Source organism: Pseudomonas sp. KUIN-1 (genome assembly GCF_009176725.1).
In the GTDB taxonomy this organism is placed as follows: domain Bacteria; phylum Pseudomonadota; class Gammaproteobacteria; order Pseudomonadales; family Pseudomonadaceae; genus Aquipseudomonas; species Aquipseudomonas fragariae.
In genome coordinates, this window is record NZ_AP020337.1 from 375,687 (window position 1) to 388,445 (window position 12,759).

At 61.2% G+C, this 12,759-nt stretch carries 10 protein-coding genes; 3 read left to right on the forward strand and 7 right to left on the reverse strand.

Annotation, left to right across the window (positions count from 1 at the left end; genetic code table 11):
* Positions 1-395: 395 nt before the first annotated feature.
* From KUIN1_RS01875 to KUIN1_RS01885, 3 genes are read left to right on the forward strand one after another with little or no spacing between them, the layout of a single operon-like run.
* On the forward strand, positions 396-1,514 hold the full coding sequence (locus KUIN1_RS01875; RefSeq protein ID WP_011266337.1) for an efflux RND transporter periplasmic adaptor subunit: 1,119 nt from the start codon (positions 396-398) through the stop codon (positions 1,512-1,514).
* On the forward strand, positions 1,511-2,596 hold the full coding sequence (locus tag KUIN1_RS01880) for an efflux RND transporter periplasmic adaptor subunit (RefSeq protein WP_024639257.1): 1,086 nt from the start codon (positions 1,511-1,513) through the stop codon (positions 2,594-2,596). Before KUIN1_RS01875 ends, KUIN1_RS01880 begins: the two co-directional genes overlap by 4 nt.
* The gene (locus KUIN1_RS01885) at positions 2,593-5,694 is read left to right on the forward strand and encodes an efflux RND transporter permease subunit (protein WP_152091798.1); all 3,102 of its coding nucleotides are present in this window, start codon (positions 2,593-2,595) and stop codon (positions 5,692-5,694) included. The genes KUIN1_RS01880 and KUIN1_RS01885 overlap by 4 nt, the downstream gene beginning before the upstream one ends.
* A 52-nt stretch (positions 5,695-5,746) precedes the next feature.
* Here the strand turns inward: KUIN1_RS01885 and KUIN1_RS01890 are convergent, their stop codons facing one another.
* The 7 genes from KUIN1_RS01890 to KUIN1_RS01925 form a co-directional block, all read right to left on the reverse strand.
* On the reverse strand, positions 5,747-6,244 hold the full coding sequence (locus tag KUIN1_RS01890; protein ID WP_103359484.1) for a hypothetical protein: 498 nt from the start codon (positions 6,242-6,244) through the stop codon (positions 5,747-5,749).
* Positions 6,245-6,381: 137 nt separating this feature from the next.
* Complete coding sequence (locus tag KUIN1_RS01895) at positions 6,382-7,008, reverse strand: class I SAM-dependent methyltransferase (RefSeq protein ID WP_024661045.1); 627 nt, start codon at positions 7,006-7,008, stop codon at positions 6,382-6,384.
* 56 nt (positions 7,009-7,064) lie between these two features.
* Complete coding sequence (locus tag KUIN1_RS01900; RefSeq protein ID WP_003403166.1) at positions 7,065-7,709, reverse strand: methionine ABC transporter permease; 645 nt, start codon at positions 7,707-7,709, stop codon at positions 7,065-7,067.
* The gene (locus KUIN1_RS01905; RefSeq protein ID WP_096126641.1) at positions 7,699-8,829 is read right to left on the reverse strand and encodes a methionine ABC transporter ATP-binding protein; all 1,131 of its coding nucleotides are present in this window, start codon (positions 8,827-8,829) and stop codon (positions 7,699-7,701) included. The genes KUIN1_RS01900 and KUIN1_RS01905 overlap by 11 nt, the downstream gene beginning before the upstream one ends.
* Positions 8,826-9,614 (reverse strand): MetQ/NlpA family ABC transporter substrate-binding protein, encoded by a 789-nt coding sequence (locus KUIN1_RS01910; protein ID WP_152091799.1) that lies wholly within the window; start codon positions 9,612-9,614, stop codon positions 8,826-8,828. The genes KUIN1_RS01905 and KUIN1_RS01910 overlap by 4 nt, the downstream gene beginning before the upstream one ends.
* 565 nt (positions 9,615-10,179) lie before the next feature.
* Positions 10,180-11,538, reverse strand: coding sequence for an LLM class flavin-dependent oxidoreductase (locus tag KUIN1_RS01920; protein ID WP_032655488.1), 1,359 nt, complete (start codon positions 11,536-11,538; stop codon positions 10,180-10,182).
* Positions 11,538-12,743: an SfnB family sulfur acquisition oxidoreductase gene (locus KUIN1_RS01925; RefSeq protein WP_024640800.1), complete on the reverse strand. Its 1,206-nt coding sequence runs from the start codon at positions 12,741-12,743 to the stop codon at positions 11,538-11,540. Before KUIN1_RS01925 ends, KUIN1_RS01920 begins: the two co-directional genes overlap by 1 nt.
* Positions 12,744-12,759: the final 16 nt, after the last annotated feature.

Consider the following 12,759-nt stretch of genomic DNA (forward strand, 5'->3'; position numbering starts at 1 on the left):
TAGCAGTCTTGAGAGTGGCTGCATAAAAAGTGTATGTGCGCACTGTGGGTGCCATTCCTGATGAATGGGCTTGCTTGCATATAAAAGTAAGCTTGCTTGTTTGCTTTGTCGGTATCGTGCGCCAGCCAAAAATAAGGGCTCAGATTCTCGGTAATGTGTCGGGTGCCGGTCAGCTTTCATGGGCAAGTTTACCCTCATGGCGATGTTGCCGGGTCTGTACCTGCAATTTTTGAATCAGCTCCGAATACCTGCCTGGCTTATTTCAAGGCAGGTCCTCTTTTCAAATCCGTGCAAATAGCCCCCCAATGAACCCTCCCTCTCGCACACGGTCGCATACTCACGCTATTCTCTCGCCCGGATCACGCCCATACCTGGCAGTCGCACAAGGAGTCTGCATGCCCGTTCGTATTTCAAGACTGGTTACGTTCGGTCTGGCTGCTGCATTGGCGGCGCTGGCCGGTTGTGGTGAGGAGAAACCGGCGGCGCCCGAACTGCCCAGGGTTTATGTGCAGACGGTAAAAAGTGCCGACTTCGCCGCCAGTGTCGCTCTGACCGGTGATGTTCAGGCGCGGGTGCAGACCCGCCTGTCTTTCCGGGTCAATGGCAAGATCATTCAGCGTAACGTCGATGTGGGCGACCGGGTCACTGCCCGGCAGGTGCTGGCGCGGCTCGATCCGAAGGATCTGCAGACCAATGTCGATTCGGCCGCTGCTGCTGTGGCGGCCGAGCAGGCCCGCGTGAGCCAGTCCCGCGCTGCGTTTGTCCGTCAGCAAAAGCTGCTGCCCAAGGGTTATACCAGTCGCAGCGAATATGACTCGGCCCAGGCCGCCGTGCGTGGCAGCGAGAGCTCGTTGAAAGCGGCGCAGGCGCAACTGGCCAATGCTCGCGAGCAACTGGGTTATACCGCTCTGGTCGCTGACGCTCCGGGTGTGATCACCGCGCGTCAGGCTGAAGTCGGGCAAGTGGTGCAGGCCACCATGCCGATTTTCGATCTGGCGCGCGACGGTGATCGCGATGCGGTGTTCAATGTCTACGAGTCGCTGTTCGTTCAGCCGCCGACCAATCAGGCCGTGCAGGTCACGTTGCTCGATAACCCGAACATCAAGGTCAGCGGCAAAGTGCGCGAAGTGACCCCGGCGGTGTCGGCGCAGACCGGTACCTTGCAGATCAAGATTGCCCTGGACCCGCTGCCTGAAGGCATGGACCTGGGCTCGGTGGTCAGCGTGGCGCTGAGCGCACCGGCCAACGCCAGTGTCGAGTTGCCTTGGGCGGCGCTGACCAAGGACCTCGGCGAACAGTTGGGCAAGCCTGCCGTATGGGTGGTGGACGAGCAGGGCAAGGTCAATCTGCGCAAGGTCACCGTTACCCGTTACCTGACGTCCAAAGTCATCATTGGCGACGGGCTCAAGAGTGGAGAGAAAGTTGTGGTGGCAGGCGGACAGTTGTTACACCCGGACATGCAGGTCGACATTGCCGAACAGCCCAAACCACAGAATGCACAGGTGCAGCCATGAAGCGTCGGTCATGTCTGTTGCTGGGCAGCCTGCTGTTGAGCGGCGTTTTATTGAGTGGCTGTGGCAAGGATGAAGCACCTCCCGAGCCGGTGCGTCCCGTCGTGTTTGTCGAAGTCCGGCCTGAGTCGAATCAGGATTTCGGGCGTTTCGCCGGCAATATCCAGGCGCGTTATCAAAGTGTGCTGGGCTTCCGTGTCGCGGGGCGCATTGCCCGGCGCGATGTTGACGTAGGCGCTGAAGTCAAGAAAGGCGACTTGCTGGCAACCCTCGATCCGACCGATCAGCAGAACACGGTGCGTGCCCGGCAGGGCGACCTGGCCAATGTTCAGGCGCAGTTGATCAACGCCCAGGCCAATGCTCGGCGCCAGCAGGAGCTGTTCGATCGCGGCGTCGGTGCCCAGGCGCAACTGGACATCGCCCTGACCGACCTGAAGACCGCCAGCTCGTCGCAGGAGCAGGCCAAAGCCGCGGCTCAACAGGCCCGCGACCAATTAAGCTACAGCGAGCTGCGCAGTGATCACGATGCGGTGGTTACCGAGTGGAAAGTCGAAGCCGGACAGGTGGTGACAGCTGGTCAGGAAGTCGTGACCCTGGCGCGGCCGGACATCAAGGAAGCGGTGATCGACCTGCCCGATACATTGGCCGACCAGTTACCGTCCGACGTGGTATTCACCGTCGCCAGTCAGCTCAATCCGGAAGTGAACACCACCGCCACCATTCGCGAAATCGAGCCCCAGGCCGACCGCACCACACGTACGCGCCGTGCGCGTCTGTCGCTGGCGCAAACGCCAGCGGCGTTCCGGCTGGGCACGGCCATCAGCGTGACGCTCAGCTCGACCATCACGCCGCGCATGCGTCTGCCGATCAATGCCCTGCAGGAAGTCGATGGCAAACGCCAGGTCTGGATCGTCGACTCGCAGAGCCAGACGGTGAACCCCAGAGCGGTGACTATTGCCAGCCGTGACAGCGACTCCTTCGTGCTGACCGATGGCGTCAAAGCGGGTGAAAAAGTGGTGAGCGCGGGCGTTAACAGCCTCAAGCCGGGCCAGAAAGTCAAAGTCGATGAGGAAAGCCCGCGATGAAAGGGAATTTCAATTTATCCGAGTGGGCCATCAAGCATCAGTCGTTCGTCTGGTATCTGATGTTCGTCGCGCTGTTGATGGGCGTGTTTTCCTACATGAAGCTGGGGCGCGAGGAAGACCCGTCCTTCACCATCAAGACCATGATTATCCAGACCCGCTGGCCGGGCGCGACGGTGGACGAGACCCTCGAGCAGGTCACCGACCGCATCGAGAAGAAGCTCGAAGAGCTGGACTCGCTGGACTACGTGAAGAGCTATACCCGACCGGGCGAGTCCACGGTCTTTGTGTACCTGCGTGACACCACCAGTGCCAAGGCGATACCGGAGATCTGGTATCAGGTGCGCAAGAAGGTCGATGACATCCGTGGCCAGTTCCCGCAGGGGCTGCAAGGCCCGTCGTTCAACGACGAGTTCGGCGATGTGTACGGCTCGATCTATGCGTTTACCGCAGACGGTTTCTCGATGCGTCAGTTGCGTGACTACGTCGAGAAGGTTCGCGCCGACATCCGCGACGTGCCCGGCCTGGGCAAGGTCGAGATGATCGGTCAGCAGGACGAAGTGGTGTACCTGAACTTCTCGACACGCAAACTCGCGGCACTGGGCATCGACCAGAGCCAGGTGGTGCAAAGCCTGCAATCGCAGAACGCGGTGACGCCTGCCGGGGTGATCGAAGCCGGGCCGGAGCGGATTTCGGTACGCACCTCCGGGCAGTTCGCTTCCGAGAAGGATCTGGCTGCAGTCAATCTGCGCATCAATGACCGTTTTTACCGTCTGAGCGACATTGCTGACATCACCCGTGGCTACACCGATCCGCCCAAGCCGCTGTTCCGCTTCGATGGCAAACCGGCGATCGGCCTGGCCATCGCGATGCAGAAGGGCGGCAATATCCAGTCGTTCGGCAAGGCGCTGCATGAACGTATGGACTCTACGACGGCGGAGCTGCCAGTCGGCATTGGCGTGCACAAGGTGTCGGATCAGGCCGAAGTGGTGAACAAGGCCGTGGGCGGCTTCACCAGCGCGTTGTTCGAGGCGGTGATTATCGTGCTGTTGGTCAGCTTCGTCAGCCTCGGGTTTCGCGCGGGGTTGGTGGTCGCGTGCTCGATTCCGCTGGTACTGGCGATGGTGTTTGTGTTCATGGAATACAGCGGCATCACCATGCAACGGATTTCCCTCGGCGCGCTGATCATCGCCCTCGGCCTGTTGGTGGATGACGCCATGATTACCGTGGAAATGATGGTCACACGGCTGGAAATGGGGGAATCCAAGGAGCAGGCCGCGACGTACGCCTACACCTCGACCGCGTTCCCGATGCTCACCGGTACGCTGGTGACCGTGGCCGGCTTTGTGCCGATCGGTCTGAACAACAGCTCGGCGGGGGAATACACCTTCACGCTGTTTGCCGTGATTGCCGTGGCGATGCTGGTGTCGTGGGTGGTTGCCGTGTTGTTTGCGCCGGTGATCGGCGTGCATATCCTGAGCGCCAACATCAAACCCAAATCCGAAGAACCGGGGCGCATAGGCCGGGCATTCAACGGCAGCATGCTTTGGGCCATGCGTCATCGCTGGCTGGCGATTGCCATCACGGTAGGGTTGTTCGCCGCGTCGCTGTTCTCCATGCAGTTCGTGCAGAACCAGTTCTTCCCGTCTTCGGACCGCCCGGAAATTCTGGTCGACCTGAACCTGCCGCAGAACGCCTCGATCAACGAGACGCGCAAGGTGGTGGATCGTTTTGAAGCGAGCCTCAATGACGATCCGGACATCGAGCGCTGGAGCACCTACATCGGCCAGGGTGCGTTGCGTTTTTACCTGCCACTCGATCAGCAACTGGAAAATCCGTTCTACGCCCAGCTGGTCATTGTCAGCAAAGGCCTGGAAGAGCGCGGCGCGTTGACTGCCCGTCTGCAAAAGCGCCTGCGTGATGACTTCGTCGGCATCGGGTCGTATGTGCAGGCGCTGGAAATGGGCCCGCCGGTGGGTCGTCCGTTGCAGTATCGCGTCAGCGGCGAGAACATCGACAAGGTGCGTCAGCACGCTATCGAACTGGCCACGCTGCTCGACCACAACCCGCATGTAGGCGAAGTGATCTACGACTGGAACGAGCCGGGCAAGGTGCTGCGCATCGACATCAACCAGGACAAGGCCCGGCAGTTGGGTCTGTCGTCCGAGGACGTCGCCAAGCTGATGAACAGCGTGGTCAGCGGCTCTACCGTGACTCAGGTGCGTGATGACATCTACCTGATCAACGTGGTCGGCCGTGCTGAAGACGCCGAGCGGGGTACGCCGGAAACCCTGCAGAACCTGCAAATCGTGACACCGACCGGCACGTCGATCCCGCTGCTGGCGTTTGCCACCGTCGGTTACGAGCTGGAGCAGCCATTGGTCTGGCGCCGCGATCGAAAGCCGACCATCACTGTGAAAGGCGCCGTCCGCGACGCGATTCAGCCGACTGATCTGGTCAAGCAGTTGCAACCGGAAATCGACAAGTTTGCCGCGGGTCTGCCGGTCGGCTACAAGGTTGCAACCGGCGGTACGGTCGAAGAAAGCAGCAAGGCACAGGGGCCGATTGCCAGCGTTGCGCCGCTGATGCTGTTCCTCATGGCGACTTTCCTGATGATTCAGTTGCACAGCATTCAGAAGATGTTCCTGGTGGCCAGTGTCGCGCCCCTCGGCCTGATAGGCGTGGTGCTTGCGCTGATCCCGACGGGGACGCCGCTGGGGTTCGTGGCGATTCTCGGGGTGCTGGCGCTGATCGGCATCATCATCCGCAACTCGGTGATTCTGGTGACCCAGATCGATGCCTATGAGAAAAGTGGTTATCTGCCGTGGGACGCCGTGGTCGAAGCCACCGAGCATCGCCGTCGTCCGATCCTGCTGACCGCGGCTGCGGCCAGCCTGGGCATGATTCCAATCGCCCGTGAGGTGTTCTGGGGGCCGATGGCCTACGCCATGATCGGCGGCATCATCATCGCCACGCTGCTGACCCTGCTGTTCCTGCCCGCGTTGTACGTGGCCTGGTACCGCATCAAGGAGCCGACCGACGAACAGCGTCGCGAAGCGGCTGACAAGGATGGCGGCGAGCACGCGCAGCCGGCGCATTGAGTCTGGCGTGCCCTGCCGCCTGTGACAGGGGGCAGGGCTGCTGACGCGGTAATCAGTCGTTTCCGTCGGCGTCTTCGGCGTCGATCATGGACAGGCTGAGATTGGCGAACCGTACAGGGCCGTACGGTGAGGCCAGTCTTGAGTTTGAAAATGCGAGGATAAAAGCTTCTGACGGAGCCGATACGTTCAGGAAGAAGTCATCAAGCAATTCTCCGAACTTGATATCGCCGGAAATGTGTTCCCATTTGTGGGTTGCGAGGCCGATGACCGGGGATAGATTCATCGCGCCTTCCTGATTGTAGCCACCCACGGCTATAACAAAAAGTACCTCATCTATGCGCAGGTCTGCGCTCATCACATCGAATTCGATATGCAGGGTCTTCGCCCGCAGATCGACGATGGACTGGCTGATTGCCACTCCAATGTTCAGTTTAATGCTTTGACCTGCGCCTTCCCCCATGGGCTTGAAGTCTGGCTCAAAGTCCTCCGGTGTTACCCAGTGGGCAAGGCCGTCGCTGAAGTCGCCGTTCTGCACATATTCATTCGCCATGATCAGTTCCTTTGATCGGTTGATGTCAGGTCCATTGTCAGCCGTATGCAAGTACTGCTGTGCAACGATGCTAAAGCTTGCGTGGCCAGGGCGATACTGTCAGAAGTAACAGCACACCGGCTTCACAACGCCGGACATCACTGACGCCGCCAGACACTCGCCAGCCATGGTTGCTGCTCCCTCGGCAGCCCGGCGGGACGGTAGTAGTGCTCCAGTTCGACAAAGCCGGCTTCGGTCAGCAATTTTCGCCATGATTCCAGGTCGTGATAAGCGCCGTAACGTTCGCCGTTCCAGCCTTCCTGATTCTCACCGCGCGGATTGGAGCTGAACAGCACGCCGCCCGGTTTGAGCGTGGCATGCAACTGACGCAGGACGCGCGGCAGCTCCTGTTTGGGGATGTGGAATAACACTGCGTTGGCGAAGAGGCCATCGAAGCGGCCTTGCGGCAGGTCGAGTTCGAGGAAGTTTTGCTGCAACACTTCGCAGCCGGTCTCGGCGCGGGCCATCTCGGCGAAACGTTCGGAGCCGTCGAGCCCGACCGCCACATGGCCCATCGCGGTAAACGCCTTCAGATCACGCCCCGGCCCGCAGCCGAAGTCGAGAATCTGCCAGGGTGTCGGTCCTTCGATATGGCGCAGCAGCGCGTCGATATTCTGGCTGACATCGTGGTCGCGGGTGCCTGCGCGGAAGTCGTCGGCCACGCTGTTGTAGTTGCCGAGCGTCGCGGCGGTGATCTGCGCAAGGGTCTGTGGGTCGAGTTTCATCAAGGGCGGTCCGGTAAGGGAAGACCGCCAATATACCCTCGCTGCGTGGCGGCTGCTCAGCGCCTGTCGAAGCTGCGTGCCAATCGGTCGCCGCCCAGCTGCACCAGCGCGACGACCGCAACCAGCAAGACGATCACGGTCAGCATCACCTGCGTGTCGAAGCGCTGATAGCCATAGCGATAGGCAATATCGCCCAACCCGCCTGCGCCGATGGCACCGGCCATGGCCGATGAATTGATCATCGTCACCAGCGTGATGGTAAAGCCGCCGACGATGCCGGGCCGCGCTTCCGGCAGCAGCACGTGCCAGATGATGTGCCAGCGACGACAGCCCATCGCCTGCGCCGCCTCGACCAAACCATGATCGACCTCGCGCAGGCTCACTTCGGCGATCCGCGCAAAGAACGGCGTGGCGGCAATGGTCAGCGGCACGACGGCTGCCCAGACCCCATAGGTGGTGCCGACAATCATCCGGGTGAACGGAATCAGTGCGACCATCAGGATCAAGAACGGAATCGAGCGAAACAGGTTCACGAAGCCGCCCAGCACGCGGTTGATCCCCGGTGCTGCGTAGATGCCGCCTTTGGAACTGGTCACCAGAATCACCGCCAGCGGGATGCCCAGCAGCAGTGCGATCAATGACGACACACCGACCATCAGGAAGGTGTCGAGGGTGCCTTGCAGCAAGCGATCAACCCACATAACCCAATACCTCCGCGCGTGGCGCCAGTGTGCGGGCGCGCGCCAGTAGCTCGTCCCGACTGTGTGGCGAGCCGGCAACCGACAGAATGAGATGCCCGATGGCCCGGTCCTGAATGCGCTCGACGCCGCCTTGCAGCAACTCCACCTTGCCGCCCAGTGCCGTGAACAGCGCCGCCAGATCCGGCCCTTCAGCGCTGACGCCGGTGAAATGCACGTCCAGCAGCAGGGCCGCATCGGGTCGTTGCGGCTGATCGCTCAGGCGCTCGGCCCACTCTTTCGGCAGTCCGGTTTGCAGCGGCGCCAGCAGGGTTTTGCTGACGTCGTGCTGCGGGTCGCCAAACACCTGCCATACCGGCCCCTGCTCGACGATTCGTCCCTGTTCCAGCACCACGACGCGGTGACAGATATCACGGATGACCGCCATTTCATGGGTGATCAGCACGATGGTCAGGCCCAGGCGCTGGTTGATCTCGCGCAGCAGGCCGAGGATCGACTGGGTGGTTTCCGGGTCCAGTGCCGAAGTGGCTTCGTCGCACAACAGAATCGCCGGGTCGTGCACCAGCGCGCGAGCGATGCCGACACGCTGTTTCTGCCCGCCGGACAGTTGCGCGGGATACGCCTTGTGCTTGTCCTGCAACCCCACCAGCTCCAGCAACTGCGCGACCTTGCGCGCGCGTTGCTCCCTGGGCACGCCGGCGACCTTGAGCGGCAGCTCGACGTTCTGCCAGACGTTCTTGGCCGACATCAGGTTGAAGTGCTGGAAGATCATGCCGATGCGTCGGCGCAGCTCCACCAGCTTGTCTTCGTCGAACTCACCGATGTCCACCTGATCGATCAATACGCGACCGTTGCTCGGTTGCTCCAGGCGATTGATGGTGCGGATCAACGAGGATTTGCCTGCGCCGCTGCGGCCGATGATGCCGAAGATCTCGCCGTGCTGGACGGCCAGATCGATATTGCCCAGCGCCTCCACCGGGCCTTGCTTGCCGTGATAGGTCTTGCCCAGGTTGATGAAGCGCACATGCGCGCGATTCAACTCCGGATGCAGCTCGGCCTGTTGCGCCCGTTGACCTGCGCCCGTTGTGTCGAGTGGCCGTTGGCGTTGCGCGGTTGCGGTCATTCTTTCCACCCGGCCTGGTAAAGCTTGCCGTTGACCTTGTCCAGTGAGGCGCGGACGACCGGCGAGTGCTGATAAATGTCGACGAATTTCGCCAGACGCGGATCATCCTTGTGGTCAGGCTTGATCACGAACTGGATCACGTATTCCGGGTGATCCAGACCGTCGAACAGGATCGCCGAGTCGGCGGAAAAGGTCTTGGCCAGACGGATGTAGGCGGGGTAGCCCTGCACCAGATCGGCATCGTCGTAGGCTCGCACCAGTTGCACGGCTTCGACCTGAATGAGCTTGAGTTTTTTCGGGTTGGCGGTGATGTCTTCCTCGGTGGCCTTGTAGCCGACACCTTCCTTGAGCGTGATCAGCCCGGCCTTGGCCAACAGTTGCAGGCCGCGTCCGCTGTTGATCGGGTCATTGGCGATGGCCACTGTAGCGCCGGTCGGCAGTTCGTCGAAGCGCTTGTACTTCTTCGAGTACAGACCCACGTTGTTGATGATTCCCGGGGCGTAGGGCACCAGGCCGAACCCGGCGGCTTCGTTGGCATTGGTCAGAAACGGGATGTGCTGAAAGTAGTTCACGTCGATATCGCCAGCAGCGAGGCTGACGTTGGGCGCGATCCAGTCGGTGAACTCTACCAGCTCGACCTTCAGGCCCTGCCTGGCGGCTTCTTCGACAGCGGCTTCCAGCGGTATGGCGAAAGCTGCCGTGGTGCCGACCTTCAGGGGTTTGTCGTCGGCGTAAGCGGTCAGGGTCAACAGGCCGAGGGCCAGTGCAGCGAGTGTTTTGCTCATGATGCGGTCCTTTTAAAAATCCCTAAGTCTCGTCCCCACGCCTTGTGCTTATCGCTCCCACAAGACCTGTGTACAACGCCAAGCGCTTCAGCGTGGGGGCGCATGTCGTCATCAAATACGGCGGCGTGCCGTCCCCGCAGCACATCGGTCCTGTGGGAGCGAGCTTGCTCGCGAATAGGCCAGTGCAGCCACAGAAAACAGGGCGTCTGGACAATCGCTTTCGCGAGCAAGCTCGCTCCCACAAAATTTGTGTACAACGCCAAGCGCTTCAGCGTGGGGGCGCATGTCGTCATCAAATACGGCGGCGTGCCGTCCCCGCAGCACATCGGTCCTGTGGGAGCGAGCTTGCTCGCGAATAGGCCAGTGCAGACACAAAAAACAGGGCGTCTGGACAATCGCTTTCGCGAGCAAGCTCGCTCCCACAAAGCCTGTGTACAACGCCAAGCGCTTCAGCGTGGGGGCGCATGTCGTCATCAACTACGCCGGTGTGCCGCCCCCGCAGCGCATCGCTCCCACAAAGCCTGTGTACAACGCCAAGCGCTTCAGCGTGGGGCGCATGTCTTCATCAAATATGTCGGTGTGCAGCCCCGGCATGCCGTTGCGGTAAACGGTCGGTGCCTTGCGGAAACAGTTTTTTGCGCAAGCTGCCCTCCTGGTAAGCGGTTTTGTATGAGCCCCGGCGTTGCAGCTCCGGGATCACCAGGTCAATGAAGTCCTCGTAACTTTCCGGGGTGACGATGCGGGTCAGGTTGAAGCCGTCCAGGCCGGTTTCCTCGATCCACGATTCGAGCTCGTCGGCGACCTGTTTGGGCGAGCCGATCAAGGTGATGTAACGGCCGCCCAAGGCGTGCTGGTCGAGCAGTTTCTGGCGCGTCCAGTCGTTGTTTTTCAGGTTTTTGGTCGCGGACTGAATGGCGTTGTTTTTCACGTACTGAATGGGTTCGTCCAGTTCGTACTGAGAAAAATCGATGCCCGTAGAAGCAGCGAAGTGCGCCACGCCGGCTTCGGCGCTGGCATGGCGGCGGTATTCGGCGTGTTTCTCCCGAGCCAGTGCTTCGGTGGCCGCGACGATCACGTTCAGGCCCATGAACACCTTGATGTCCTCCGGGTTGCGCCCGGCCTGCACGGCACTGGCGCGCACCTTGTCGACCTGCTCGCGGGTCGCGGCCTTGTTCTGACCGCTGATGAACACACACTCGGCGTTCTGTCCGGCAAACTGCAGGCCGCGCTCCGAGCTGCCAGCCTGAAACAGCACCGGCGTGCGTTGCGGCGACGGTTCGCAGAGGTGATAACCCTCGACCTGATAGAACTCGCCCTGATGCCGGACCTTGTGGACCTTGCCTGGCTGGGCGTAGACGCGTTGCTCGCGGTCGTTGATCACGGCATCGTCTTCCCAGCTGCCTTCCCAGAGCTTGTACAGCACCTCCAGGTACTCGTCGGCCTGATCGTAACGGCGGTCATGTTCGTTCTGCTCGCTGAGGCCCATGGCCCGCGCTGCGCTGTCGAGGTAACCGGTGACGATGTTCCAGCCCACCCGGCCACGGCTCAGGTGATCCAGTGTCGACATGCGCCTGGCGAACAGATAGGGCGCGTCGTAGGTCAGGTTGGCGGTCAGGCCGAAGCCCAGGTGTCTGGTGACCCCGGCCATGGCCGAGACCAGCAGCAGCGGGTCGTTGACCGGTAACTGGATCGCCTCCTTGAGGGTGACGTCCACCGAGTTCTGATAGACGTCATACACGCCCACGATGTCGGCGATGAACAGGCCGTCGAACAGCCCGCGTTCCAGCAGTTTTGCCAGCTCAGTCCAGTATTCCAGGCTGTTGAATTGCGTCGAGGTGTCGCGTGGATGGGTCCACAGGCCATGGTTGATATGGCCGATGCAGTTCATGTTGAACGCATTGAGGAGGATCTTTTTACGCGCCATCAGATCGTTCCCCGCAGGGGCGGGTTAGTCTCATTGAGGTAGTAATTGCCGATGGCGTGAAACTTCCAGCGCACCGGGTCATGCAGCGTATGCACGCGCGCATTGCGCCAGTGGCGATCCAGGCCGTGTTCCGCCAGTGTGGATTGACTGCCCGCCAGCTCGAACAGCGTGCTGCCGGCTGCCAGGGAAATCTCCGTGCTGATGGCGCGCGCTTCGGCCACGGCTATCGAGGCGGCGGCGACGGTCTCGGCATTGCTGTCGGCCTGAGCGACATCCAGAAATTCCCCGGCGCGCTCGAGCAGTGCTTCGGCGGCATGCAGGCGAATACCCAGCTTGCCGAAGCTGTGCAGGGTCAGCGGGTCGTCCACGGCCTTTTCGATGCCCGAATCGATCCACGGCCGGGTACGCGTCTGGACGAACGTCAGGGCGTCCTCGAAGGCCGCTCGGGCAATGCCGGTGTCGATCGCAGCGTGGAGAATCTGCGCCAGCGGCCCGACCGTGGTAGGGCGCTGGAAGGCGCTCTGGAACGGCACCACATCGTTGGCGCTGACATACACATTGTCGAACACCACCGAGCCACTGCCGGTGGTGCGCTGCCCGAAACCGCTCCAGTCGTCGATGACGCTCAGCCCCTCGCTGTCGTGCGGCACGAACACCAGTTGCTGCACACCTTCATCGTCAATCACCGAGGTGGGGATACGTTGCGCATACAGCGCGCCGGTGGCGTAGAACTTGCGGCCGTTGATGCGATAACCGTCCCCGTCGCGGCTCAGGCGAGTGGTGCGGTCATGTGCGGTTCTGGTCCCCAGTTCGGCCAGCGCATTGCCGAAGCGTAAGCCCGCCAGTGCCTCGGCGTACAAGCGCGCCTGTTGCTGCGGACTGCCGTTCACACGCAGCACTTCCAGAGCGTAAAAATGGTTTTGTGGAATCTGACCCAGCGAGCCATCGGCTTCGGAAATCAGCTGGATCACCTTGGCCAGGGTGACATTGGAAACACCTGCGCCGCCGAACGCTTGCGGCACACTGATGCCCCACAGACCGGACTGGCTGAACAGGTCGAGTTCGGCATGCGGCAAACGGCGCTCGCGATCGCGTTGCGCGCTGTCGGTTTTCAATTGCAGGGCCAGTTCGCGGGCTATATGCAGGGCCTGAGCGTCACTGGTGATCAGCGCTGCGTTATCGCGCGCTTTTGGGTTGGAACTCATGAAGGGGTTTCTCCAG